The following is a 23,661-nucleotide window of genomic DNA, read 5'->3' as shown; positions in this document are numbered from 1 at the left end:
CGGGACGCCGGGCACGACCGTGTCACCGGCGACCGCCGCCGGACCTCGACCTCGTCCCTCCGAAGATCGGCACCTCCCACCCCGCCCCGACATTGTCGTCGCCCCGTTCGACCCGTCGCGCACAGAGGCGTACAGCGTGGTGGACGAGCCTCGATCGGCGCTCTGGACAGGCTCGGCGATGCCCGACAGGCAGGGCTGTTCCGACCTGCTCTCCACTCAAGGGGGGACAAGAGTGAAGGTGGACTGCGGCGCGTCCGTGCGGCCCGCGCGACCCTCCACCGGCGTCGGCTCGCCACGAACGGCGACCTCCCTGATCGGGCGGGCAGCCGACCGCTTGAGCCGCGCCCACGGGGGGATGCTTCTCCTCCGGCGGCGGTAGCGACTCCGGCGGCCACCGACACGATGCGCTCCTCCGGCCCGGCCGCCGAAGGAGCGCATCTGTGTTTTCCGGAACGGTGAGCCGCCGTTCGACGACTGAGGTGGCGGCCCGTGGCCCTAGTTCGCGGCGGGCGCCTCCGGGCTGGGGCGGAAGAAGACGGCGGACGTGAGGCCGACGGGGCCGCCGGGCGGGAGGAGTTCGACGGTGTGCGGCCAGGTCTCGGGCCGGGGCAGCCCCAGGGCCGTGGCGAGCCGGGAGGCGAAGCGGGGCATCAGGGGGGTGGCCGCGGTGGCGAGCAGGCGGGCGGCGGCCAGTTCGAGGGCGACCGCGGTGCGGTTCTCGTCGTGCCACTCCCGGTTGCCCGCCAGGAGCGCCTGGCGGCGCCCGAAGGCGGCGGCGTCCTGGGCGATGCCGTCCAGTTCGGCGGCGGCCTGCCGCAGGGAGAACCCGTCGGGGCCGAGCGCGGCGGTGAGGGCGGCCAGCCGGTTGCCGAGCCGGCCGAGGAAGGCCGAGTGCTCGGGGGTCCAGTTCCCGGCGTCCGGGGCGGTGCCCCCGTGGTGGGTGTCGACGCGGCGCCCGAGGTCGTTGAGCCACTCCTGCCAGGTGCCGATGAGGGTGTCCCGGAGCACGGCGTCGTAGACGGCGCGCCGGAAGTCGGTGCGTTCGCCCTCGGGGCGGGTGCGGGCGAGGAAGTACCGGACCGCGTCGACGCTGTCGGGCCCGAGGATCTCCTTGCCCCAGACGGCGTGGCGGCGGCTGGTGGAGAACTTCTCGCCCTCCAGCAGGTAGAACTCGTTGACGTGGTAGTCGATGTCGGGTGCCCACCGCGGGAAGGCGAGCTGGTAGAGGACCGGGTGGAGCACCGAGTGGTAGAAGCTGTTGTCGTAGCCGAAGAAGTGGACGATCTTCCAGTCCGGTCCGGGGTCCAGCGCCCGCCAGTCCTCGCCGTCGCGCTCGCCCAGGGCCTGGATGCCGTGGAGGAAGCCGTACGCCATCTCGGGCCACACCCAGATGACCTGGCCGTCGGTGGTGTCCTCGGCGGGGGTCACGCCCCAGGTGGAGGGGTGGGTGAGGGGGAGGTCGAGGGCGGGGCGGGTGAACAGGCGGTGGGCCAGCTCCGCCAGCCGGGCCGGGACGCGTCCCTGGCCGTGGTGTGCGCGGACCGCGTCGGCGAACTCGTGGAGGGGCAGGGACAGCCGGGTGACCGGTGCGCGGCGGGGAGCGGCCGGTGACAGCGCGGACCGGGGGTCCTTGAGGTCGCTGACCACGTTGGGCTCGCCGCACTCCTCGCACAGGTTGCCGCCGGTCCCGGCCGCGCAGTGGGGGCAGGTGCCGGTGACGTCCACCTCGTAGAGGTACTGGCCGCCGTCGGCGTCGAAGAGTCCCTCACCGGCGGTGGGGGTGACCTCTCCCGAGGCGACGAGCCGGGAGAAGTACTCCCGCAGCCCGTCCGGGTAGCGCGGGTCGGTGCTCGTGACCGTGTACTGGTCCGGCTCGATGTCCATCAGCCGCAGCGTCTCGGCGATCTCGGCGCTGTGGTGGGCCGCCGTGCCGGCCGGGTCGCCGCCCTCGTGGCGGGCGGCGCCCAGGACATAGCTCTGGTAGTCGTCGCTGCCGGTCAGGTGCCAGGCCCGGGTGCCGTTCATCCGCTGGAAGCGCACGTAGGCGTCGGCACCCAGATACGGCCCGGACAGATGGCCGAGGTGCAGGTCGCCGTTGGGGGTGGGCGGGGTGGAGAAGACGAAGACCGGCCGGTCGCCGAAGCTCTTGCGGGCGGTGGACCGGGCCGAGGCCATCGCGCGCTCGGCGTCCCGCCAGTACTGGGTGAGGAAGACCAGGTCGGTGCTGCCGGTGTTGTGCAGGACATGGGACTCGAAGGGCTCGAACAGCGCCACCGTGCCGGGCTCGGCGGCGAACCGTTGCGTCCCGGCCACGAACTCGCCGCTGCCGGCGACGACGACGAACAGCTCGGTCTCGTCGTGGTGGTGGCTGTCGGAGCTGCGGCCCGGGGCGACCCGCCCCCAGCCGGCCCCGACGCCCAGGCCCTCGACGGAGCTCATGTCGATGCCGAACGCCTCGTGCAGCGCGTCCGGGTCGTACCTGTTGATGATCACCTCTGGGCCTCCTGTGCGGGGTGTGCGGGGTGTGCGGGATCGAGCAGATCGGCGGCCTCCGCGGCGAGGGCGGGTGCGAGCCGGTAGCCCGAGCCGCCCGCCGCGCCCGCGAACACCAGGCGCCCGTGCGGGTCGAGCGCCGTCACGAGCGGCTCGTGGGCGGGGCCGTACGCGTCGCAGAAGACCCGCCCCGAGACGCAGTCGCCGACCAGGGCGGGCGCGTAGCGGCCCAGTACGGCGCGGGCCTCGGCGAGGTTGCGCGCCGAGACGCCCTCCGTCACCGTCCGGGGGTCGACGTCCCACTCCGGGCAGGTGTAGCTGAACAGCCAGTGCCCGCGGTGGTGCAGGGGCAGCAGGAACGCGTCCTCGTCGTGGAAGACGATCGCGTGGTCGCCGTCGCGCGGCGGCACGTCGAGGTGCATCGCCACGATCTTCTTCACCCGGGCACCCAGGGGTGCCACGAGTCCCTGCCAGGCGGGGGCGGCGAGCCAGGGCCCGGGGGCGAGCAGCGCCCGCTTCGCCGTGAGGGTCCGGCCGGTGCTCAGGACGACCTCGACGGCCCGCTCGCCGGGGTGTACGCCGGTGACGCGCACGCCCTCGTGGAACGCGGCCCGGCCACGCAGCCGCCGGGCGAGGAACTGGGTCAGGGCGGACACGTCGGCGTACTGGCAGCCGTCGCCCTGCCAGGCCGCGGTGCCGGGCGGGAGGAGGACACGGTCATCGGGCGGACCGGGCACGGGCCGCAGGCGGGCGCTCGGCAGGTAGGCGGCGCGCAGTTCCGCCGCGCGGCCGGCGGAGGCGACCACGGTCATGGGCAGCGGGCGGACGGGCAGGTCGGGGTAGCGGGCCAGCAGCGCGGTGTAGGCGTCCTGGCTGCGGGCGGCCATGCGGCGCACCCGTTCGGTGGCGCCGCGGGGGAAGTGCAGACCGGCCGAGCGGTGGCTGGCGCCGGAGCCGATGGTGTCCTGGTCCAGGACCACGACGGAGGTGCCGGGGCGGCGGGTCACGATCTCGTGGGCGGTCATACAGCCGATGACCCCGGCCCCGACGACCACCACGTCCACGTCCACGCGCGCGCCCCCGTCCCTGTACCAGTCCCTGTCCCTGTCCCTGTCTCTGTCCCTGACGGCGGCTGTGTCCGCGGCCGGGGGCACGGGGTCCGTGGGCGCCGTCACGGGAGCCACGCGTTCTTGGGGCCGGTCTTCGTCGACCACTCGATGAACGAGGCCAGCGGGTCGTCGCTGCGCACCCCGCGCAGCCGGTCCGCGATGCGCCGGCTGCGCCAGGCGTTGAGGCTCAGGTTGGGGTCGGCGAGACCGCGCTGCTGCCGTACCGCGTTCTGGACGAAGATGTTGCGGTCCGGCGGGCCGTCCCAGCGGACAGCGAAGTCCTGGTCGACGCGGAGTTCGCCGTCCTCGCGCTCCAGCCTGTCGGCGATCGGGGCGAGGAAGCCGGTGGGCGCGGGCCGGAAGCCGGTCGCCCAGACCACCACGTCCGCCTCGTGCCGCTCCACCTCGCCGGGCTGCTCGTGGTGCCGGGTCGCGATGTCCCAGGTGTCCGCGATGCCCCGGCCGACCCCGACGACCTCGCGGTTGGGCTGAAGCCGCACCAGGTCGGGCCGTCCGTCGACGAAGCGGTGGACGTACATCCGCTGGTAGATGGCCCGCAGGGTGTGCGGGGAGATCCCGTCGCTGCTCAGCACCTGCTCGGCGTTGAACGCCTTCCGCGCCTCCACGGGCAGGCCGTAGAAGTAGTCGGAGTGGCAGGGCATGTAGAAGTCGTTGGTGAAGGGCGAGTCGTCGATGGGGAAGTAGTTGCGGCGGCGGGAGATCCAGGACACCCGGCGGGGCAGCGCGTCGCCGGGCCGGGAGATGAGGTCCAGGAACGCCTCCGCGCCGGACTGTCCGCCGCCGACGACCACGATCCGCTTGCCGCCCATCTCGCGGGCCCGGGTGGTGAACTCGCTGACGTGGAACTGGGTGGGCTCCGGTCGGCGTGCTGCCTGGGGCGGCAGGTACGGGCGGCTGCCGACGCCGAGCACGACGTTGTCGGCGGTCAGGGTGCGCCGGCCGGTGCGTACGCGGAACACGCCCGCGTCGAAGCCGACCTCCCGCACCTCCTCGCCGAAGACGATGTTGTCGTTGCGGGCGCAGGCCCAGGCCAGGTAGTCGCGGAACTCCTGCCGGGGCACCGCGGTGAACTGCGCGTTGATGAAGTGGTAGGCGCGGCCCCGGTCGTGCAGGTAGGCGAGGAAGGAGAAGGGGTTGGTCGGGTCGGCGAGGCTGACCAGGTCCTTGAACAGCGACACCTGGAGGGTCGTGCCGTCGATCTGCTGTCCGTCGTGCCAGCCGAAGGCCGGTTTCCGGTCGAGGAAGAGATTGGACACCTCGGCGGGCGTGTGCAGGAGGGATGCCAGGCTCAGGTTCGCCGGTCCCACTCCGACCCCGATGCACCGGTAGTGCGCCACGGGGTGTTCGGGACGGTTGTGTCCCATGTCCGGGCCTCTCTTTCGGGTGACGATGGAGGGATCACTGACTGCGCCGGTCACCGGTGGGGGCGGCGGCGCGCGGGGCGGGGCCTCATCGCACGGCGGAGAAGCGGGGGCCCGGGGCGGCGCCGCCGGTGGGCGCGCCGGGTGCGGGGGTGCCGGGTGCGGGGGTGCCGAGGGCGTGCGAGCGCCACCACTCGCGGCCCTCGTCCGGGAGGGTGTACACCGGGTCGTAGTACTCGTGGAGCCGTGACAGGTCGTCGGCGTCGCCCGGGTCGAGGTGGGTGCGGTAGTTCTTGGACCAGTAGGAGATGCCGTGCACCCGGTCGTAGTCGGCGAGTTGGTGGACCCAGCGCTTCCCCACGAAGGGCACGTCACAGACGATGCGTGGGGTCGCGAAGCCGGGGAGGTAGCCCATGATGGCGTGCTGGAGTTCCTGTGCCTCGGCGACCGACGTCCGCCAGTGCTCGCTGTACGGGATCATGTCGCACATGTAGAAGTAGTAGGGCATGATCCCGGCCCGGTCGAGCAGGGCGAAGCACAGGTCCAGCAGGGCGTGCGGGGTGTCGTTGACCGTCCGCAGCAGGACCGCCTGGTTGCGCACGTCGCGCAGGCCGGCGTCCAGGAGCAGCCGCGAGGCGTGGGCGACGCTGCGGGTGATCTGCTGCTCGGCGTTGGCGTGGGTGTGCAGCGCGATCTGCACGCCCCGCGCGCGGGCCGTCTCGGACAGCCGTGCCACACCCGCCAGGACGGCGCCGTCGGTCCAGTACTGCGGGAGCCCGATCAGGCCCTTGCTGGCCAGCCGTACGTCTCGTACCGACTCGATCTCCAGCAGGGCGTCGACGAACGCCTCGACGCGGGGCCAGGGCACGTTGGCGATGTCGCCGCCGGAGACCACCACGTCCCGCACGACCGGGGTCTTCCGCAGGTAGTCGATCATGGCTTGGAGCCGTGCCTCGGGCTTGAGCACGAAGCGGGTCTTGCCGACCTGCGGGGTGGAGTTGCCCACGAGGTCCATGCGGGTGCAGTGGCCGCAGTACTGCGGGCAGGTCGTCACCAGTTCCGCCAGCACCTTGGTGGGGTAGCGGTGCGTCAGCCCCTCGGTGGCCCACATGTCCCGCTCGTGGAGCGAGTCGCGGTCGGCGTAGGGGTGGGAGGGGAAGTCCGTCCGGCGGTCGGAGAACACCGGCAGCATGTAGCGGCGCACCGGGTCGGAGTAGTAGGCGTCGGTCAGCGACCCGGGCCGCCCGGACGGGGCGTGCGGCGCGATGGTGTTGATCATGTGCGGGGTGATGAGCAGCGACATGGTCGCGCGCTCGCGCTGGTCGCGCTCCAGGTCCGCGAAGAAGGTGTCGTCCAGCAGATCGCCGGTGACCGCGCGCAGTTGGCGGAGGTTCTTCACGCAGTGGGCCCGCTGCCACTGGGGCGAGTCCCACTCCTCCTCGGTGGCCTCGCGCCACCCGGGTAAGCGCCGCCAGTCGGGTTCCTCGGCCTCCGTGCGGCGGTAGGAGTACGGCTGTGACAGGCCGTCGGACATGCCAATCCTCTCGGTCGGTTCCACGTCGGTGCCGGGGGCGGGACGGTGGGGGTACGGGCCCTGGCCGGGCCCTCGCCACCCCGTACCGGCGCTGCCGCTCCGCCGCCCCGCGCCCCGCGGCGGTGGTGCCGCGGGGCGCGGGGGACCCGGGCCGGGCTACGGGCGACGGCCCGGGGGCCGTGCCTCCGGAGCCGGCCGGGCGGTCAGCGTACGAAGGAGGGCGCGCACACGCTCGCGCCGCTGGACACCTGGTCCAGGGTGCTCAGTCCGCGCAGCGCCCGGCCGTAGGGTTCGCTCAGAGGGGCGAGTACGTCGTGCAACGGCTGGTCGACCTCGGGGAGTTGCCGCAGGGCCTGCTCCACCCGGTCCTTCCAGCGTCCGGTGACGGCGGGGTCGCCGCCCTGGTCCGTCGTGACCGTCCCCCGGCAGCCGGGGCCGCGGCACAGGCACCGCATGCTCCAGCCCGCGTCCTCGACGAAGGTCGCGTAGTCGCACGTGACCTCCTCGCCGGGGGCGATGTCCCGTACGGCGATGCCGAAGTCCAGCCCGAGGTCGAGGACGTTGGCCTCGCAGGAGTGGTTCATCAGGTAGGCGCCGAGGCAGGGCAGCAGCAGGCTGCCGTCCCGCAGCAGGTGCCCGTAGGTGTCGAGCGCCGTGAAGCGGGCCTCGGGCAGCGCGGCGACCTCCTCCTTCGACCAGCGGGAGCATTTGGTGCAGGGTGCCCAGACGGCGGTCCCGGCCGGGACGGTCTCGGTGGCGAACAGTCCCACGTTGTGGGTGCGGCTGGCGCGTACGTCGATCCCCTTGGTCAGCACGGGATCACGACAGCTTCAGCACGTCGGCGAGACCGGACTCCAGTTCGTCCACCCGGCTGTGGCTCTCGGCCAGGACCAGGTAGCGCCACTTGCCGTCGAAGGCGAGCGTGTCGGAGGTGAGGACCACGCCTTCCCGTGCGCCGGCGGTGAAGTCGAGGCCCGCGCTGCGGACCCGCGCGAGTCCGGCGGCGAAGTCCCGTTCGACACCGCCGGGACGGGAGTCGGCCGCCCATACGGTCCGGGCCGCCCGCTCCGTGCCGAGCAGCCGCCGGACGAGCAGGTCCAGATAGGTGCAGCCGGTCTTGCGGACGTTGCTCTCGGTGGAGTACAGCACGTCGTCCGCGGTGATGCCGCCGTCGATGTCGAAGGGGCCGCGGTAGCCCTCCGTGTGCAGGTGGCGGCCCAACGCCAGTCCGCTCTCGACCAGTTCCTCCACCGCCGAACTGCTCGCCACCAGCGGGGTGACCTGCCCGCTGAAGCTGCCGTTCGGGGTGCGCATCTCCCCGACGTGCAGGACGCGGGGGCCGTCCTCGTCCACCTCCATCTCGACGGTCACCACCCGGGCGAAGCCGAGCCGCTCCTCGACCACCCAGCCGGGGGGCTGCTCGGCGACCGTCGGGAGGTAGGCGGCGAGCCCGGCCTCCAGCTCGGGCAGGTCCGCCGCGTCCCAGAAGCCGACGCCGTAGCCGTTGGAGCCGCGCGCGGGCTTCACGACCGCCGCGCCCTTCTCGGTGAGGATCTTGCGCAGGCCCGCGGCCAGTTCCTCGGGGGTGTCGCAGGTGAGCCCGTCGGCGATCCTGATGCCGAGGTCGCCGGCGACCTGCCGGAAGCCGGGCTTGGTGTTGATCCGGTACGCGGCCGCCACGGCGCTCGCGGGGACGCCGTCCGGCCCGTATCCCTCCAGGGGTACGCCGATCTCCGCGGCGAACTCGACGGCGGGGCGGTCCTGGGCGAAGGGCTGCATGCGGATGCCGGGACGCTGCCGCACCTCCGAACGCAGCCGCTCCACCAGGCCGTTGCGGCGGACGGCGGCGGTCAGGGTCGCCAGTCCGTCCGTAGGGGCGTCCAGCAGCGTCACGTCCGAGGGCGAGAAGCCGAGCAGGTCGCAGGCGTAGTCGCACAGCGGTCCGGACATGGGGCGGGGGGTGACGAGGACGTCGCCGGGCTGGGTGAGCCAGATCTTGCGCGGCGAGACGGCGACGAGCGCGTCGGCGTGCCGGTGCACGGGGACGGTGACCATCAGCTCGTTGACGAAGTTGCCGAAGACCAGCAGGGGGTGCTCGCGATGCACGGTGGTTGTCCTCACTTCCGGGGCTTCACGCCGCCGTAGACGGCGTGGCCGGCCTTCATCCAGTGGACGTCGACGTCGGTGAAGCCGGCGTCGCGCAGCCAGCCGAGCTGGTCGGGGAGCGGGGAGGGCTTGTCGAGCTCGTCGGGGTACTCGTAGCAGCTCCACTCCAGCGCGTGGAACCGCTCGTACGGTTCGAGGCCGCCCGTCCCGGCCAGGCTCTGCGCCTTGACCGACTCGTTCCACATCCGGCGGGCGAGGGCGAGGCCGCGCGCGCCGACGGGCTGGACGAGGTCGGCGATGACGAGGGCTCCGCCGGGGCGCAGCATCGCGAACACATCGGCGAACAGGGCGCGTTTGCCGGCACCGTCCAGGTGGTGCACGGCCAGCGAGGACACGACGGCGGCCGGTGCCTGGTCGCGGGTGCGCCAGTCCGCGGCGGCGAGGTCGAACTTCTCGGTGACGAAGCGGGGGCCGTAGGAGGACAGCTCCTGCTGCGCGGTGCCCAGCATGGTGGGGCTCAGGTCCAGTCCCACCACGGTGGCCTGCGGGAAGGCGGCGAGGAGCGCCCCGCTCAGCCGGCCCTGGCCGCAGCACAGGTCCAGGATCTGCGCCGGTCCCCCGGGCTCCGGGACGAGCGAGGTGACGACGTCCATCTGCACGTCGCGTTCCGGGACGAAGTACTCACCCAGCTCGATGAATTCGCCCGAGTCGTCTTCTTCCCAGTCCTGTTGCACGCTCAAGGGATGCTTCCTTTCGCTTTCTCGCGATGGTCGGAACATCGTCGCCACGGCCGGGCGAGGACGGGCGTTCCAAGTCCCCCGGAAGGATGACCGGGTATGCCTGCATGGCGACAGGAAAAGCGCAGCCTTGCCACCGACTAAATTCCGTCGGTGTTATCGGGAACAATCTCCAGGCGACCCGTTGAATGGGCAGGAGAAGGAGAGCGGGAAAGACCCTTTCAGATGAGGTTCGGTGAACGAGAAGCAGTGCTGGCGATTGATCCCCCCGCCGCCGGTCCGCAGCTTTCCCCTAGCCTTTCCCTATTCTTTCCCATCATACGTGAATTACGGACTTGTGGTCCAGGAACCGCCGGATCGCCGCCGTGACGGCCTCGGGGGCATCGGCGTGGCACATGTGCCCGGCCCCGGCGACGACTTCGGGCGTGCCGCGGGCGACGGACCGGGTGAGGCGCGCCACGTGGCCGGGACCGGCCCAGCCGTCCAGGTCCCCCGCGATGACCAGGGTGGGGCGGACCACGTCGGCGGCCCGCTCCATCACCGCGTCCAGCCGGGGGAACACCTCTTCGTTGAAGTGGCGCAGCGCGTCGGTGTTCGCCGGCCACCGGGCCAGCCGTGCCTGCCAGGCGCGTACCGCCGGGGTCATGGGCCCCACCCACAGCGGGATGACGTCGGCGACGAGCCGGCCGAGGGCGGCGTCGTCCGGGGGATAGTCGTCCCCCTGGGCGGCGAGCGCCGCCAGCGCCGCGGCGACCGCCGGCTCGGCGCGCCGGGCCTGCTGGAACGCCTCCGCCTCGGCCTCGGCCGCGTCGCCGCCGTACGCGGGCGTCGCCAGCAGCACCAGGCTGCGGACGAGGTCGGGGCGGTCCGCGGCGACCAGGGCGGCGACCATCCCGCCGTGCGAATGGCCCAGCAGGTCGACGGGGCGTCCGCCCGCCTCCCGCTCGATCCAGGCCACCAGGTCCTCCGCGTACCGCTCCGGCCGGTAGGCTCCCGGCCCGTGCGGGCGCGGGCTGTCTCCCGTACCGCGCGGGTGGACCAGGGCCACCGTCCGGCCGCCCGGGGCGGCGAGGGCGGCCAGGGGGTCCAGGTAGTGCGGGTGCATGCCCGGTCCGCCGGGGTGGCACACCAGCAGGGGGCCGCTGCCGTACCGGGTGTCGGCCAGCCGCAGCGCCATCACGCCTCCTTCGGGACGAACAGCCGGGCGCAGAGCGCGGAGGCCACCGTCAGCACCGCGGCGACGGCCAGGGCGTTCTGCGGCGAGGTGGCCCCCACCAGGAAGCCGCCCGCCGCCGTGCCGATGGGGAACCCGATCAGGTTGACGCTGATGGAGACGGTCATGATGCGGCCCAGCCAGCCCGGGTCGGTACGCCGTTGCCGCAGGGAGAGCAGACTGACGTTGACCGTCCCCTCCATCAGGCCGAACGCGGCCAGTCCGACGGTGAGGGCGACGAGGGAGCCCAGCGCGCTGAGGGGGTAGATCGCGACGGCCGCCAGAGCGGTGGCCCCCACCAGGTAGCGGCGTTCGACCCCGGCGCGGACGAGCTTGCCGGCCACGAGCGCGCCCATGCCGCCGCACAGCCCGGCGACGGCCCACACCACACCCACCCAGCGGCTGGACGCGTCCCCTTCGGTGCCCCACCGCGCGATGGCGACCGGGACGATGAGGACCAGCATCCCGTACGACACCTGGAACAGGGAGTAGGAGACCGCGAGTCCGCGCAGGGTGGCGTTGCGCAGCAGGTAGACGACGCCCTCCCAGGCCGAGCGCAGCAGGTGCGGGCGCGGTCCGGCCGCATCGGCCGTGGCGCCCTCGGACGCGGCGCCCGCGGCCGTGGCCTCGGCGGCGGTCGCCGCACCGGTCGATGTGCCCGTGCGCAGCAGGGCCAGGCTGAGTCCGGCGAGCCCGTACATGGCGGCCACGGTGATCAGCGTCGGGTTGGCGCCGAGTGCGGCGAAAAGGGTGCCGGCGACCAGCGGACCGCCCACCTCGATCACCGAATAGGTGCTCAGGTCCAGCGCGTTCGCCCGGTCGTAGGCGGAATCCGGGACGAACTGCGGGAACAGCGTCCGGATTCCCCCGTCGGTCAGCGGGCTGGTCAGGGAGAACAGCGCCAGCAGAACGTAGAGGACGACCGGCGCCAGCCGGTCGGCCAGGGAGAACACCGCGATCGCGCCGATGATCAGTCCGCTGGCCGCGGTGTCCAGGGCCACCGCCCGCAGCGCGCCGAACCGGTCGAGAACGGCACCGGCGACCGGGCTGATGAGGAACCCCGGGAGGGTGAGGAAGAAGCCGCACATTCCGGCGACCGAGGCCGAGTCGAATTCGGCGAGCGCATACAGCACGATGACGAACAGCAGCATCCCGTGCGCCAGCCGGGAAAGGGATGCCGCGAGCAGGAGTTGTGGAACGTTGCGGCTTGCGAGGACCTGTCGGTACGTGACGGCCGGATTCACGGCGGAATCCACGGAACCTTGCGGTGGTGTCATGCTGACGCACTCACCCGTGATCCGGCCGTATCCGTGGCGTGCCGCACACGGAAACACATCACGCGAAGTCCCCCCTGTCATGAAGATACCAGTGATACACATGCGATCGAGCGAGAGTGATGTTGCCACAGGCAAAGCACCTATGGAAGCCTTGCCGTACGCCGGCCGGAGGGGGGTGAAACTTTCCGGCCAGCGGGTAATGCGGACCGCTTGGCGAAATTCCGAGGGGGGACGAGCAGGGTGGCGAACGCGTTCTCACCGCGCCCGACCGGCGCGGAGCACGACATTCTCTATCTCGGATGGCAGCGGGAGGCCGTCGAGGCGCTGGGCCGGCTCGGCGCGCGGGTGGCCTGTGTCGTGTCGTCGTCCGACCGGTTCAAGCCGACGGACGAGGGCTTCGACGGCCCGCTGGCCGTGGCCGCCGACCACACGAGCCCGGAGAGCGTGCTCGGCGCGCTGGACGAACTGGGCCTGTCGCCCGGCGCGTTCTGGACCGTGTGCACCGAGGACGAGTTCGCGATCGTCACGGCGGCCGTCCTCGGCAGCCTCGGCTGCCGCCGTGCGGTCTCCGTCGCCGGTGCGCTGTCCCTGCGCGACAAGGCCGCCCAGAAGAGGCTGATACGCCGGGCCGGCCTCCCGGTCGCCGCGTGCGTACGCGTCCCGGACCTGGCGGCGGTGGAACAGGCCGTCTCCTCGCACGGCATCGGCCTGCCGTGCGTCGTCAAGCCGCCCGCCGGAGCCGGTTCCCAGCACACCCATGTGGTGCGCGACCGCCGGGAGATGAGCGCCACGCTGGACGCCCTGGCCGAAGAGGCCGGCGGCACCGCCGGACCGTGGCTGGTCGAGGCGTTCGTACCCGGCGAGGAACTGCACATCGACGGCGCGGTGCGCGACGGGAAGCTCGTCCTGGCCTCGGCCAGCCGCTACCTGCACAACGTCGTCGAGGTCCACCGCGGCCGCCTCGTGGCCTCCGCCACGCTGGACGACGTCACCGAGCGCGAACTGACCGACGCCGCCGTCCTTCTGACCGAGCGGGCCCTGACCGCGCTGCACCACACGGACGGGGTCTTCCACCTGGAGGCCTTCCACGAGGACGGCGTCCTCACCTTCAGCGAGTGCGCGGGCCGCATCGGCGGCGGGATGGTCCTGGAGGCCGTACGCGGCAAGTACGGCACCGACCTGTACGACGAGTGGGCCGCGGCCGTCCTGGACGCCCCCTCCCCCACCCCGGCCGACGCGGGGGAGCCGCGCCCCGGCTCCTTCGGCTGGGCGAACCTCACCGCGCCGCCGGGCCCGCTGCGCAACCTGCCCACGCGCGGGGACATCGAGGCCAGACCGGGGGTGGTGGAGGCGCAGTTGTGGGCGAAGGAGGGTGACCTGGTCGACGACATGCGCCGGGCCTCGCACCTCCTGGCCGCCAAGGCCCTCGTCCACGCGCCGACCGAGGAGGCCGCCCGCGCCCGTCTGGTCGAGGTGGCGTCCTGGTTCACCGGCACCCTGCGCGGCGACGAGCGGGGGTGCGGCGATGCGTGAGCCCCGGCTGCTGGACCTCGCGCGGGCCGCCGCCCTGCCCTCCTGGGCGGCCCTGTGCGGTCCGGCCGACCTGTTCTGCGCCCCCCGGTGGCTGGCGGTGGAACAGGACAAGGTGGGGCCCTGGGTGCCCGCCGCCCACGGGTGCCTCGTCGCCGGTGAGGACGACAGTCTCACCGCGGGCCTCACGGTGCTGGCGTTCGACCGCACGGTCGACGACGACACCTGCCGCCTGGACAAGATGGTCCGGGAACTGCCCGGCGCCCGGCACCTGCCGCCCGCCGAGTTGGAGGACGCCCTCCTGCCCTCCCTGATGTGCGGGGGGTGGTTCAACTCCACCGTGCTGACCCGTCCCGGTGCCGACGTCCAGGAGGCCGCCGCAGCCCGCCGCGGTCTGATCGACGAGGCCGTGGCCACCGCCCGGGACCAGGACGGCCGGGCGGTCTTCTTCCCCTTCCTGGACGCCGACGACACCGCCCTGCGCGCCGATCTGCGCCGGGCGGGCTTTTGCGAACTGCCCGCCCCCGCACGGCATGTCCTGGACTCCGGCCACCGGGACCACGAGACCTATCTCGCCGCGCTCCCGTCCCGTCGGCGCGTCCGGATCCGCAAGGAACTGCGCCTGTTCTCCGAGGCGGGCGTCGTCACCGGCCACAGTGCCCTGGACGGCTCGAACGTCGAACGGGTCGCCGCGCTCGCGCACCACCTGGAGCGGAAGTACGGGCAGACGTCCACGCTCGGCCAGCTGACCGAGTGGTTCGAGGCCATCGCGAAGCACGTGCCCGCCTCGGTGTTCACCGCGGAACTGGACGGCCGGCTGTTCGCCATGTCGCTGTGGCTGCACCACGAGGACCGGCTGTACGGCTTCCACGCCGGGTTCGACTACGACATCGGCCGCGGGCTGCCCATGTACTCGGTGGTCGGCTACCACCTGCCGATCGCCCACGCCTGCTCCGACCCGGCCGTCAAGGTGCTGGAGTACGGCACCAGCGCGGACCACGCCAAACTGCTCAGGGGCACCCGCGCCCTGCCGCAGCTCCTCGCCGTGAAGCCGCTGACACCACGGGCCGAGGCCGTGCTCGACGCGGTGGCGTCTCCGGCCGCCGGGTGAGCCCGGGACGACTCGGCGCCCCTGCGGGCGGGACGGTGCCGCGAGCCGCGGGAGGCGAGCCATCGCCGCGGGTGGCGGTGGTTGCCGCCCTGGTCTCCTGCCCTGTCCGGGACCGGGCGGCGGCCCGCGCGCGGCTGCCGGTGGTCCGGGGAGCCGGGGAGCCGGGCAAGCCGACAGGGCCGTGCGGCCGTCGGCGCGGTGCGATGCGGTGCAGTGCGGTGCGGTGCGGATAGCGTGCGCGGATGGAGCGGATGGAGCGAATGCAGCGAGCGGCCGGTGCGGTCGTCGGCTCGGCGGTGGGCGACGCCCTGGGCGGCCCCTTCGAGTTCGGGCCGCCGGGAGCGTTCTCCGCGCGGTTCCCCGCGCCCGGTGCCGGTGGCGAGATGTGCGGAGGCGGTGGCTGGGACCCCGGCGAGGCCACGGACGACACGCAGATGGCCGTCCTGGTCGCGGAGTCCCTGCTGGAGCGGGGCGGACTCGATCTGCCGGACATCTTCGGCCGCTTCCAGCGGTGGGCGGCGGCGGAACCGAAGGACATCGGCTTGCAGACCGAGGACGTCCTGACCAACGGCATGCCCTGGGACCTCGCCGCCGCGCTTCATTTCCAGGTCAGCCGACGAGCGGCGGGGAACGGCTCCCTGATGCGGGCATCCACCTCCGCGGTGCACTTCGCACCCGCCGGCCAGGAAGCCACCATGGACGCGGCCCGCCGCATCGCCGCCCTCACCCACGGCGACCGCGCGGCGTGGGAGGGCACCGCGATCTTCCACGAGCTCGTCCGTGTCACGTTCGAGGACACCGACCCCCTCGCCGCGCTCCCGGACACCCTGGCCCTTGTCCACCCCGGCCACCGCGCCCGCTACGCCACCGTCCTCGCGCCCGGCTGGCACCCCGGTCAGGCGACCGAGTTCAACGGCGCCGTCTGGCCCTGCCTGGGCTCGGCCGTCTGGGCCCTGCGCACCACCACCGGCTTCGAGGACGCGATCCGCGCGGCGATCGACCTCGGCGGCGACACGGACACCGTCGCCGCGGTGACCGGAGGTCTCGCGGGGGCGTACTACGGGCTGGACGCGATCCCCGCCCGCTGGACCCGGCCGCTCCATGTGCCCCTCCCCGGCTTCGACGGACGGGTGCTGCGCCTGGCGGATCTGCTCCGCCTCGCGGACCGTCTCGGGGAGGAACCGGGTGCTGCTCCGCCATCGAGTCCGAGCACCGGATGACCATGAGCGCCTTCGGGGCGGAGCGCGGGCCGGGGACCGCCCCGGCCCGCGCTCCGTCCGTGTGCGTGGGAGGTCAGCTGGTGGCGAGCCTGCCGACCGCGTGGATCTCATCGACGTCGCCGGTGCTGAAGAACGTCCACGGCACGGTGAAGAAGCCGCCGTCGCCCCAGCCGGAGCCCCAGCTGTTCTCGACCTTCACGCCCTGGGAGTTGTACCCGACTATGGTGACCTCGTGCCCGCCGAGGACCGGGTCGCTGGAGGAGTCTCCGGGCAGGTAGCTGTAGTCCGAGGCGGTCCGGGAGTCGAGGTCCTCGAAGCTCTGGTGCACCGTGAAGCCGATCGCCACGGGCTCGCCCTGGGAGATGGCGTTCTCGATGGCGGACTTGGCCGACGTACCGCTGGTGGGCAGTTCGTCGAAGCCCGACAGCCGGTACCCGGCCGCGTTGGCGCGCTCGTTGTCGTCCGGCTGGGTCGTGTAGTCCTCGGTGCCCTGCCAGTAGTCGGACTGGGTGTCGATGCCCTGCTCCCGCTCCATGGGCAGGGCGACGCTCGCGGTGGTGCCCTCGTCGTCGCCCCTGGCGATCTGCGAGTAGATGTACATCGGAGCCATGGGCGAGCCGCCGATGCCCTGTTCGTTCATGAGGACGCCGTACGCCGAGTACCCGGTGGCCCAGGCGACGCAGGAGCCGACCTTGCCCTGGTCGCCCGGCGAGAGCGCGTACTTGCTCAGGTCGGCGCTGGCCGGCGCGGCACCGGACCGCTCGAAGACCGGCTGCGCGCCGTGACGGCTGAGCTTCGCGTTCGGGTGCTTGCCCTGTAGTTCCTTCAGGTTCAGGCCCAGACCGTGCGTCAGGTGGTGGGCGGCACGCGGGGCAGGTTGTGCGGCGGTGTTCGCGGTGTTCGCGAACGCGCTGGTGCACAGGCAGGACAGGGCGGCGGCGGTCACGGTGGCGACACCGGCGACTCTGCGGAAACGCATCGTTCCGACTCCTTGGGACGCGGTAGTGGGGGGACGTGCCAGGGCCACCGGACGGTGGAGACCGGGCACACGCCGGTGAACGCGAGGCGGGTGGGGGAAGAGGGAAGGACCTGGTGGCCTGGACTTCCGTCACTCGGCTGCCTGTTCGACCGGCATCCGGAAGCCTGCGCCACCCCGCCCGGACGCGGCAAGGTCATCCCGCCGTTAACTGTTAGGAGTTGATCAGAATGGGATCAATGAACCCGGTTGCCCGCTTCTCGACCGCAACTCTTACCTGCTTCGCGTTGACTTGACGTGAGCCCCCCACTTCGCTGGGGTCCGCGCGGGACCACGCTCCCGGGGCCAGGACCGGGGCCGGTGGATCGTCCGACTGCGCAGCCGGGACACCGGCCCGACGTCCGCAGGAGGTTGACCCGACGATGCACGACGATGCCGCTCCCCCTGCCGAGGAGCCGCTGGCGAGACTGCTGCGCACCGGCCCCTTCCCCGACGCCCTGCGGGCCGCGATGGACGCCAGCGGTCTGACCCTCGACCGCATCCGGCACCGGCTCCACGGCTTGGGCACACCGGTGTCCACGGCCACCCTCAGTTGCTGGCGCTCCGGCCGCCACCAGCCGTCACAGACCGCCGCGCTGGCCGCGCTCGCCTCGCTCGAACGCGTGCTGGATGTGCCGCCGGGCGCCCTCAGCTCACTGCTCGGCCCTTCCCGCCCCCGGAGCCGGTGGCTGCGTCTGGCCGCCGACGCACCCGGTCTCACCGCGCTCTGGCCGGAACCCCGGCGTCGCGACGTGAGCGACGCGTACCGCAGCGTCGACTCCCGCTGGATCTCCTCGCTGCGCTGCCTCAACCGCCATATGCGGCTGGAGATCGACGCGCACGGACGCGAACACCGCGTGTGGATGCGCCAGGTGGTACGGGCCGAACAGGACGGACCGGACCGCACGGTCCTCGCCCATCTGCCGGACACCCCCGGCTCGGTACCGTCCCTGGACCTGCGTCCGCCGTGCCGCCGGGGCGCCGTCGTCGAGAACCCGCACACCGGCATGCTTGTCGCCGAGGTGCTGTTCAGCCGGCCGCTGCGGCGCGGCGACACCGCCATCTTCGAGGCCACCCTGACCCATGCCGAACCCCGCCCACCGGCAAGGGAGTTCACGTTCCGCCAGCAGGCGCCCGCCGGGGAGTACGCGCTGGAGGTGCACTTCCACCCGGCCGCGCTGCCCGCCACGTGTTACGCCTTCAGCAGCTCGATCGCATCAGGGCGGGACGCCCGCCGCGTCCTGCACCCCACCGACGGCTGCGTCCACGTGATCGGTTCGCGGGCGGGCCCCGGTGTCTTCGGCATCCGCTGGGAGTGACCGGCGGGCGAGACCGGTGGGGACGGTGTTCCACGCGCCGTCGGCCCGTGGTGTTCCACGCGCCGACGGCCGCCCGGAGCCTGCCGTTCGGACCCGAACGGCGCACGGCCGGAGACCGTACGGGGGCCGAAGGGCCCCCTCACGCACGCCCCCGCGACGGGATCAGACGGTGAGCACGAGCTTGCCCTGGAGGTGACCGCCGTCGAGCAGCCGGTGCGCGTCGGCGACGCGCTCGAACGGGAACGTCTCCTGCACATGGACCCGGAGTCCGCCCTGTTCGACGAGATCGACGAGACCTCGCAGGGCGACCGGGTCGGGGTCGACCCCGATCCCGCTGAAGCGCAGACCGGCCGCCTCGTACCTGGCGATGAGCGCCGCGTCCTCCTCGGCGACCGCCGTCACCAGATGGCCGCCCGGACGGAGCACGCCGAGCGACCGCTCGACGGTGTCACCGCCGATCGTGTCGAGCACGACGTCGACATCGCGGACCGCCTCGGTGAAGTCGACCGCCGTGTAGTCGATCACCTCGTCGGCGCCGAGCCCCTCGACGAAGGTCCGCCTGCTCGCGCGGGCGGTCGCGATCACGTGCGCGCCGAGCGCCTTCGCGATCTGGATCGCCACGTGGCCGACCCCGCCCGCACCGCCGTGGACCAGGACGCGGTCGCCCTCGCCCACGCCGCCGAGATCGACAAGGCCCTGCCACGCCGTCAGCCCGACGACCGGCAGCGCCGCCGCCTCGACGTGCGAGAGCGACTCCGGCTTGCGGGCCAGGTGCAACGCCGGGGCCGGCACCAGCTCGGCGTACGCCCCTGCCGCCCGCGGGAACAGCGGCATCCCGAACACCTCGTCGCCGGGCCTGAACCGCCACGTCCGCGCCTCTTCGACCACGCCGCTGATGTCCCAGCCCAGGACGAACGGCGGGCGGCCGAGCAGCGGGAACTCACCGGCGCGCAGACGCGCCTCCAGCGGGTTCAGCCCGATCGCCTCGACACGGACGAGGACCTCGGTCGGCAGAGGCCGCGGCTCGGGCGCGTCCACGACGGTGAGCACCTCGGGACCGCCGAACGTCTGCTGGGTGACGACTCGCATGACTCTCCTGGCTCCTGGCTTCGAAGGGGGAAACCCAGGCTACGAATCCGACAGGAACCGGCAGGTGCCTGCGGCGCGGGTACCTTCGGCACATGAGCGGCTTCCGTCCCGGTGACCCCTTTCTCGCAGACTGTCCGGCGCGGCTGGCGGTCGAGCTGATCGCCGACAAGTGGACGGTGGTCGTGCTCTACGCCCTCAGCCAGGGTCCCGTGCGTCATGGGGAGTTGATCGAGCTGATCGGCGGCATCTCCCGCAAGATGCTCACCCAGACCCTCCGACGGCTCGGTGCGCACGGACTCGTCCACCGCCGTGCCTACGCCGAGGCGCCGCCCCGCGTCGAGTACGAACTCACCTCGCTCGGGTCGACGCTGATCGAGCCGATCCACATGCTGACCGAGTGGGCGAGGGCGAACGGCGACGCGGTGCTCGACGCGCTCGACGCGCTCGATGCGTTCGACGCCGGTTCCGAGCCGGTCACCCGGAGCGACTGAGATCCCCGCCGGGGACGGCCCGTTCGGATCCCGTCCTGGTGCCCGGCTCGGTCCTGGCTGCGGTGACGAGCCGTGCGGTAGACCGGCGCACCGGCCGCGGTGCCGGTCAGTCGGCCCGGCTGGTCTCCCGCGCTTCTGTTCGCGGTGCCGCTACGGCCTCCAAGCGCCGTCGCCGACGGGTCAGGACCCGCTCGACGACCACCGCGGAGACGCAGAGCAATGCCGCGAGCACGGAGAAGGCGGGGAAGACCGTGGTATCGCCCCGGACGGTCGCGCTGAGGCCGACGAGGAGGGTGGGGGTGATGAGCGGCCCGTCCACGTTCGCGGCGTGGGCGGCGATGGAGGGTTCCAGCGAGAAGCACACCCCCGAGCACGGCCCGGGCGACGCCGACGCCGAGCACGGTGAAGGCGAAGCGGCCCCGGATCTCCTTGGGCACCTGCGGGCGCGGGATGCCCGGGGGCGCGGTACCGGCCGAGGAGTGCGGTTCGCGCATCACCGGCAGGAGGACGAGCAGGACGAGGCCGATCCCCTGTCGGCGGAACGTGGCCGGCCCCGTGCGAGGCCGCCGGCGACGAAGCACGTATCAGACGACGAAGCACGTATCGGGTGATGAAGCGCGTATCAGTCGCGCGGATGTCCCGGAGCCGGCGCAGGTCCCGTCAGGGTCCAGGAGGCCAGCAGGCTCAGCGCCTGGGCGGACGCCGACCCGGGTTCGGCGGTGTAGAGGAACAGGGTGGTTTCGCTGTCACCGGGAAGCGAAAGCGTCTCGTACTCCACGGTGAGTTCGCCGACCAAGGGGTGTCGCAGCCGCTTGGACCCGTGCGTGCGCTGGTGCACACGGTGCTGCTGCCACCAGCGGTCGAAGTCCTCGCTGCGCTCCCTCAGTTCGGTGACGAGCACCTGCGTGGCCTCGCGGTCCGACGCGCGGACCGCGTCCAGGCGCAGGTTCTCCACGGCGGCACGGGCCTGGGCGTCCCAGTCGGCGAACAGGTCGCGCGCGTCCTGATCGAGGAAGAGCCAGCGGGTGTAGTTGCGTTCGGCGGCCGGCATGGCGTCGAAGTCCGCGAAGAGGGCCCTGGCCATCCGGTTCGCGCCCAGGACGGCGGACCGGCGCCCCAGGATCAGGGCGGGAACAGCGGCGTCCAGGGAATCGAGCAGCCGGTGCAGCCCGGGGCGCAGGCGCTGGACGCCGGGCGTACGCGACGGCGGGCGGCCGGTGGTGGCGCCGACGAGGTCCTTGAGGTGGGCGAGACCAGCCTCGTCCAGTCCGAGGGCGTGCCCGATGGCCTCGACCACGGCAGGGGACGGACTGATGGAGCGGCCCTGCTCGAGGCGGGCGTAGTAGTCAGCGGACACGCCCGCCAGGCGGGCGACTTCCTCCCGGCGAAGCCCGGGTACGCGCCGGACCCGGCTGTCCGGCGGCAGCCCTGCCCGCCCGGGAGCGCACTGGGCGCGGGAGCGCTTGAGGAAGTCCGCGAGCTCGCGGTTGACGGAGGCCATGGGAACAGTCTGACCCGCCGGGAACGGCGGCGGTCCCGCCAAGGAAGGTCTGTGGGTCCTACCTCTGCGCGACCCAGGCCGCACAGGGCCCGCCATGGCCCGCACGACCCCTGCCCCGCGGGTCCACGATCGAGTCAGCGCCGGACCGGCAGCCCGGTCCGGCCTCCCGTCTCGGCCTCCACGGAAAAGGAACTCCCATGCCTGGCACCACCACCCCCGACACCTGGTTCGTCACCGGCGCCTCCCGCGGAATGGGGCTGGAGCTGGTACGGCAGCTGCTCGCCCAGGGCCGCAACGTGGCCGCCACGACCCGCTCCGCCGAGCGCCTGACGGCCGCGCTGGGCAGCACGGCCGACACCGGCCGGCTCCTCGCACTGACCGTCGACCTGACGGACGAGTCCCAGGTCACCAGCGCTGTGCAGCGCACCGGCGAGCACTTCGGCCGGCTGGACGTCGTCGTCAACAACGCGGGCTACGGCTACCTCGCAGCCGTCGAGGAGACCAGCGGCAAGGCCGTGCGGGACATGCTCGACGTCCAGGTCGGCGGGGTGTGGAACGTGCTGCGCGCGGCACTGCCCCTCATGCGTGAGCAGCGCGCGGGCCGCGTCATCAACATCTCCTCGATCCTGGGACTGACCACGATGCCCGGGTGGGCGTTGTACTGCGCGGGCAAGTTCGCGCTCGAAGGGCTGAGCGAGGCGCTCGCCGCCGAGGTCGCGGACCTCGGCATCAAGGTCACCCTCGTCGAGCCCGGCTACTTCCGGACCTCCTTCCTCACCCCGGACTCGCTGGTCCTGCCCGACGAGAACACGGAGCACTACCCGGCGGTACGCGCCATGGTCGAGGACCACCTCAGGCTTCAGGGCCATCAGCTCGGCGACCCCGCCAGGGCGGCCGCCGCCATCATCGAGCGCGCCGGCCACGAGGACGGCCCCCTGCGCCAGCTGCTGGGCTCCGACGCGCACGGCTTCGCCACCGCCAAGGTCGACGCCCTGCGAGCCGACCTCGACGCCACCGCCGCCTCCGCTCCTGCCACCGACTTCCCCGCGGCCTGAGCACGCCTCGGCTAGCGCGTGGTCCCCGCGGGCGGGTCGGCGAACACGCCTGCCAGCATGCCGGTGGCCTGGCCGACCTCGACGAGATAGCCGTCCGGGTCCCGCAGGTAGCACCGCAGCTCGGCCTTCCGGTCGAGGGGCTCGGTGAGGAACCGGGCGCCCTTGGCCGTGGCGTCGGCGTAGAAGGCGGCGATGTCCGCCACGCGGACGTTCAGGAAGCTGGAGACGGTGTCGCCGGCGCCCGGCGGCTCCAGGGTGACGCCGGGCTTGTCGGGAGTCGGCCCACCGCCCGGATTCATGATGATCCAGCTGTTGGCGACCTTCACGATGGCCGGATTCTCCTCCAGCACGACCTCCCCGCCGAAGATCTCGGCGTAGAAACGCCGTGAGACCGCCACGTCGCGCACGGTCAGGAAGTGGGTCAGGATGAGCCCCGCCTCGGGCGCGGGCAGTTTGCCGTCAGTCGTCATGGGGGCGTCCTTCCGCACGAACGGCCTGTTCGGTTGGGCACGGGCACCGGACGGGTAACCCTTCCGGCGGCGGATAGGCCCGGGACAGGCATGAGCGAGTCGGGCTGTGCGGGAGACTGCCGGGGGCCGGTCAGGTCGTGGTTGCCGTGGTCGGGGCCGGTCGGGTCGTGGTCGGCGTGGTCGGGGCCGGTCAGGTCGCGGTCGGCGTGGCCGGCAGCGCGTCGGCCAGGAGGATCTCCGCCGCCGTCCGCGCGTGCCGGCCGTAGTCCGCCTCGTCCTGGACCATGGCGCGGCTGGCGGCGCCGTCCGCGAGGGTCACGAGCTGCTCGGCGAGGACAGCGGGCTCGCGGCAGCCCAGTTCCGCCGCGAGCTCGGCGACCAGCCGCACCATCAGCAGTTTCCGTTCGCGGGCGCAGGAGTGGACCGGGTTCCGCGGGTCGGGGAACTCCACGGCGGCGTCGATGAACGGGCAGCCGCGCACGGGATCCGTGCCTGCCGGGAGCGGGTCGAACAGCGCGAGGATCCGCTCCCTGGCGGGGACGCCCCCGCGCACGGTGCCGCGCCGTCCAACTCCAACGCGCAGCCGTGGCGGGTCGAGGTGGTCGGCGGCGCGGGGCGTGACGACTGCGTCCCGGGAGATGCTGTGATGGAGCGGGCAGGGGTGTCGGCGGCTGCCGAGCTGGTGGAGGCGGCCCAGGCCCGGGTGCCCGCCATCGAGGTCGACGGTGTGGCCGGCGGGATGCCGATGATCACGCTCGGTCGGGGTGTACAGCTGCGTGGCGGCGTGCTGCTGCTCGCCCGGGACGCCGTGCGCTACGGCCCGGCGGGGCCGTTGCCGGAGGGGAGCAACCGGGCGGCCGTGTACAACGGCGTCCTGCCCCGGCTGCGGGCGCTGACGGACCGGATGGGCGCGGTCGGCGTGGACCGGGGCGCGTCCGCCGCCGATGTCGCCGTCGCCTGGGCCATCGGCAAGGGGACCACACCGATCGTCGGGGTCACGAAGGCGGGT

Annotated in this window: 21 protein-coding genes; 7 read left to right on the top strand and 14 right to left on the bottom strand. The window is 72.9% G+C overall.

What is annotated here, in order from left to right:
• Positions 1-495: 495 nt before the first annotated feature.
• The 9 genes from B086_RS0107890 to B086_RS0107850 form a co-directional block, all read right to left on the bottom strand.
• The gene (locus B086_RS0107890; RefSeq protein ID WP_018565867.1) at positions 496-2,493 is read right to left on the bottom strand and encodes a class I tRNA ligase family protein; all 1,998 of its coding nucleotides are present in this window, start codon (positions 2,491-2,493) and stop codon (positions 496-498) included.
• Positions 2,490-3,563, bottom strand: a complete 1,074-nt coding sequence (locus B086_RS0107885) for an NAD(P)/FAD-dependent oxidoreductase (protein ID WP_018565866.1) — start codon at positions 3,561-3,563, stop codon at positions 2,490-2,492. The genes B086_RS0107890 and B086_RS0107885 overlap by 4 nt, the downstream gene beginning before the upstream one ends.
• A 101-nt stretch (positions 3,564-3,664) precedes the next feature.
• Positions 3,665-4,987, bottom strand: a complete 1,323-nt coding sequence (locus tag B086_RS0107880) for a lysine N(6)-hydroxylase/L-ornithine N(5)-oxygenase family protein (protein ID WP_018565865.1) — start codon at positions 4,985-4,987, stop codon at positions 3,665-3,667.
• An 85-nt stretch (positions 4,988-5,072) separates the two neighbouring features.
• Positions 5,073-6,518 carry a KamA family radical SAM protein gene (locus B086_RS39420; RefSeq protein ID WP_018565864.1) on the bottom strand — a complete coding sequence of 482 codons (1,446 nt, stop codon included), beginning with the start codon at positions 6,516-6,518 and terminating at the stop codon, positions 5,073-5,075.
• 203 nt (positions 6,519-6,721) lie between these two features.
• Positions 6,722-7,333 carry an SET domain-containing protein gene (locus B086_RS41885; protein ID WP_018565863.1) on the bottom strand — a complete coding sequence of 204 codons (612 nt, stop codon included), beginning with the start codon at positions 7,331-7,333 and terminating at the stop codon, positions 6,722-6,724.
• Positions 7,334-7,337: 4 nt separating this feature from the next.
• Positions 7,338-8,624 (bottom strand): peptide ligase PGM1-related protein, encoded by a 1,287-nt coding sequence (locus B086_RS0107865; protein WP_018565862.1) that lies wholly within the window; start codon positions 8,622-8,624, stop codon positions 7,338-7,340.
• Positions 8,625-8,635: 11 nt separating this feature from the next.
• The gene (locus tag B086_RS39410; RefSeq protein WP_234029278.1) at positions 8,636-9,358 is read right to left on the bottom strand and encodes a class I SAM-dependent methyltransferase; all 723 of its coding nucleotides are present in this window, start codon (positions 9,356-9,358) and stop codon (positions 8,636-8,638) included.
• A 319-nt stretch (positions 9,359-9,677) separates the two neighbouring features.
• Complete coding sequence (locus B086_RS41880) at positions 9,678-10,538, bottom strand: alpha/beta fold hydrolase (protein WP_018565860.1); 861 nt, start codon at positions 10,536-10,538, stop codon at positions 9,678-9,680.
• Complete coding sequence (locus tag B086_RS0107850; protein WP_063746764.1) at positions 10,538-11,851, bottom strand: MFS transporter; 1,314 nt, start codon at positions 11,849-11,851, stop codon at positions 10,538-10,540. Before B086_RS0107850 ends, B086_RS41880 begins: the two co-directional genes overlap by 1 nt.
• Positions 11,852-12,091: 240 nt before the next feature.
• Between B086_RS0107850 and B086_RS0107845 the strand changes: the two genes are divergently transcribed.
• The 3 genes from B086_RS0107845 (at position 12,092) to B086_RS39400 (ending at position 15,712) form a co-directional block, all read left to right on the top strand.
• Complete coding sequence (locus tag B086_RS0107845) at positions 12,092-13,384, top strand: ATP-grasp domain-containing protein (protein WP_018565858.1); 1,293 nt, start codon at positions 12,092-12,094, stop codon at positions 13,382-13,384.
• Positions 13,377-14,492, top strand: coding sequence for a GNAT family N-acetyltransferase (locus tag B086_RS0107840; RefSeq protein WP_018565857.1), 1,116 nt, complete (start codon positions 13,377-13,379; stop codon positions 14,490-14,492). Before B086_RS0107845 ends, B086_RS0107840 begins: the two co-directional genes overlap by 8 nt.
• Positions 14,493-14,743: 251 nt before the next feature.
• Positions 14,744-15,712: an ADP-ribosylglycohydrolase family protein gene (locus tag B086_RS39400; protein WP_051115780.1), complete on the top strand. Its 969-nt coding sequence runs from the start codon at positions 14,744-14,746 to the stop codon at positions 15,710-15,712.
• 73 nt (positions 15,713-15,785) lie between these two features.
• Here B086_RS39400 and B086_RS0107830 read toward each other — a convergent pair whose 3' ends face one another.
• On the bottom strand, positions 15,786-16,691 hold the full coding sequence (locus B086_RS0107830) for a C1 family peptidase (protein WP_018565855.1): 906 nt from the start codon (positions 16,689-16,691) through the stop codon (positions 15,786-15,788).
• 419 nt (positions 16,692-17,110) lie between these two features.
• Between B086_RS0107830 and B086_RS39395 the strand changes: the two genes are divergently transcribed.
• Complete coding sequence (locus B086_RS39395; RefSeq protein WP_018565854.1) at positions 17,111-18,046, top strand: hypothetical protein; 936 nt, start codon at positions 17,111-17,113, stop codon at positions 18,044-18,046.
• A 162-nt stretch (positions 18,047-18,208) separates the two neighbouring features.
• Here B086_RS39395 and B086_RS0107820 read toward each other — a convergent pair whose 3' ends face one another.
• Positions 18,209-19,135 carry an NADP-dependent oxidoreductase gene (locus tag B086_RS0107820; RefSeq protein WP_018565853.1) on the bottom strand — a complete coding sequence of 309 codons (927 nt, stop codon included), beginning with the start codon at positions 19,133-19,135 and terminating at the stop codon, positions 18,209-18,211.
• A gap of 92 nt (positions 19,136-19,227) precedes the next feature.
• Here B086_RS0107820 and B086_RS0107815 point away from each other — a divergent pair, with 92 nt between their 5' ends.
• Together B086_RS0107815 and B086_RS44940 are read left to right on the top strand one after the other, a co-directional pair.
• Complete coding sequence (locus B086_RS0107815) at positions 19,228-19,626, top strand: winged helix-turn-helix transcriptional regulator (protein ID WP_018565852.1); 399 nt, start codon at positions 19,228-19,230, stop codon at positions 19,624-19,626.
• 302 nt (positions 19,627-19,928) lie between these two features.
• The gene (locus tag B086_RS44940) at positions 19,929-20,237 is read left to right on the top strand and encodes a hypothetical protein (RefSeq protein ID WP_199790723.1); all 309 of its coding nucleotides are present in this window, start codon (positions 19,929-19,931) and stop codon (positions 20,235-20,237) included.
• 11 nt (positions 20,238-20,248) lie between these two features.
• Here B086_RS44940 and B086_RS0107805 read toward each other — a convergent pair whose 3' ends face one another.
• Entirely contained in the window at positions 20,249-21,127 is an 879-nt protein-coding gene (locus tag B086_RS0107805; RefSeq protein WP_018565850.1) for a helix-turn-helix transcriptional regulator, read from the bottom strand.
• 197 nt (positions 21,128-21,324) lie between these two features.
• Here B086_RS0107805 and B086_RS0107800 point away from each other — a divergent pair, with 197 nt between their 5' ends.
• Positions 21,325-22,182, top strand: a complete 858-nt coding sequence (locus tag B086_RS0107800; RefSeq protein ID WP_018565849.1) for an SDR family NAD(P)-dependent oxidoreductase — start codon at positions 21,325-21,327, stop codon at positions 22,180-22,182.
• A gap of 11 nt (positions 22,183-22,193) precedes the next feature.
• Here B086_RS0107800 and B086_RS0107795 read toward each other — a convergent pair whose 3' ends face one another.
• Both B086_RS0107795 and B086_RS0107790 read right to left on the bottom strand, forming a co-directional pair.
• Complete coding sequence (locus B086_RS0107795) at positions 22,194-22,652, bottom strand: VOC family protein (RefSeq protein ID WP_018565848.1); 459 nt, start codon at positions 22,650-22,652, stop codon at positions 22,194-22,196.
• Positions 22,653-22,842: 190 nt separating this feature from the next.
• Complete coding sequence (locus B086_RS0107790; protein ID WP_018565847.1) at positions 22,843-23,205, bottom strand: hypothetical protein; 363 nt, start codon at positions 23,203-23,205, stop codon at positions 22,843-22,845.
• Positions 23,206-23,661 lie beyond the last annotated feature (456 nt).

Source organism: Streptomyces sp. PsTaAH-124 (genome assembly GCF_000373685.1).
Taxonomy (GTDB): domain Bacteria; phylum Actinomycetota; class Actinomycetes; order Streptomycetales; family Streptomycetaceae; genus Streptomyces; species Streptomyces andamanensis.
This window is presented reverse-complemented; position numbering and strand designations above follow the sequence as displayed.

Coding starts and splice junctions, on each gene's coding strand:
- B086_RS0107880 (WP_018565865.1), bottom strand. CDS start 4,987: ATGGGACACAACCGTCCCGAACACCCCGTGGCGCACTACCGGTGCATC.
- B086_RS39420 (WP_018565864.1), bottom strand. CDS start 6,518: ATGTCCGACGGCCTGTCACAGCCGTACTCCTACCGCCGCACGGAGGCC.
- B086_RS41880 (WP_018565860.1), bottom strand. CDS start 10,538: ATGGCGCTGCGGCTGGCCGACACCCGGTACGGCAGCGGCCCCCTGCTG.
- B086_RS0107850 (WP_063746764.1), bottom strand. CDS start 11,851: ATGACACCACCGCAAGGTTCCGTGGATTCCGCCGTGAATCCGGCCGTC.
- B086_RS0107840 (WP_018565857.1), top strand. CDS start 13,377: ATGCGTGAGCCCCGGCTGCTGGACCTCGCGCGGGCCGCCGCCCTGCCC.
- B086_RS39400 (WP_051115780.1), top strand. CDS start 14,744: ATGGAGCGAATGCAGCGAGCGGCCGGTGCGGTCGTCGGCTCGGCGGTG.
- B086_RS0107830 (WP_018565855.1), bottom strand. CDS start 16,691: ATGCGTTTCCGCAGAGTCGCCGGTGTCGCCACCGTGACCGCCGCCGCC.
- B086_RS39395 (WP_018565854.1), top strand. CDS start 17,111: ATGCACGACGATGCCGCTCCCCCTGCCGAGGAGCCGCTGGCGAGACTG.
- B086_RS0107820 (WP_018565853.1), bottom strand. CDS start 19,135: ATGCGAGTCGTCACCCAGCAGACGTTCGGCGGTCCCGAGGTGCTCACC.
- B086_RS0107815 (WP_018565852.1), top strand. CDS start 19,228: ATGAGCGGCTTCCGTCCCGGTGACCCCTTTCTCGCAGACTGTCCGGCG.
- B086_RS44940 (WP_199790723.1), top strand. CDS start 19,929: ATGAGCGGCCCGTCCACGTTCGCGGCGTGGGCGGCGATGGAGGGTTCC.
- B086_RS0107805 (WP_018565850.1), bottom strand. CDS start 21,127: ATGGCCTCCGTCAACCGCGAGCTCGCGGACTTCCTCAAGCGCTCCCGC.
- B086_RS0107800 (WP_018565849.1), top strand. CDS start 21,325: ATGCCTGGCACCACCACCCCCGACACCTGGTTCGTCACCGGCGCCTCC.
- B086_RS0107795 (WP_018565848.1), bottom strand. CDS start 22,652: ATGACGACTGACGGCAAACTGCCCGCGCCCGAGGCGGGGCTCATCCTG.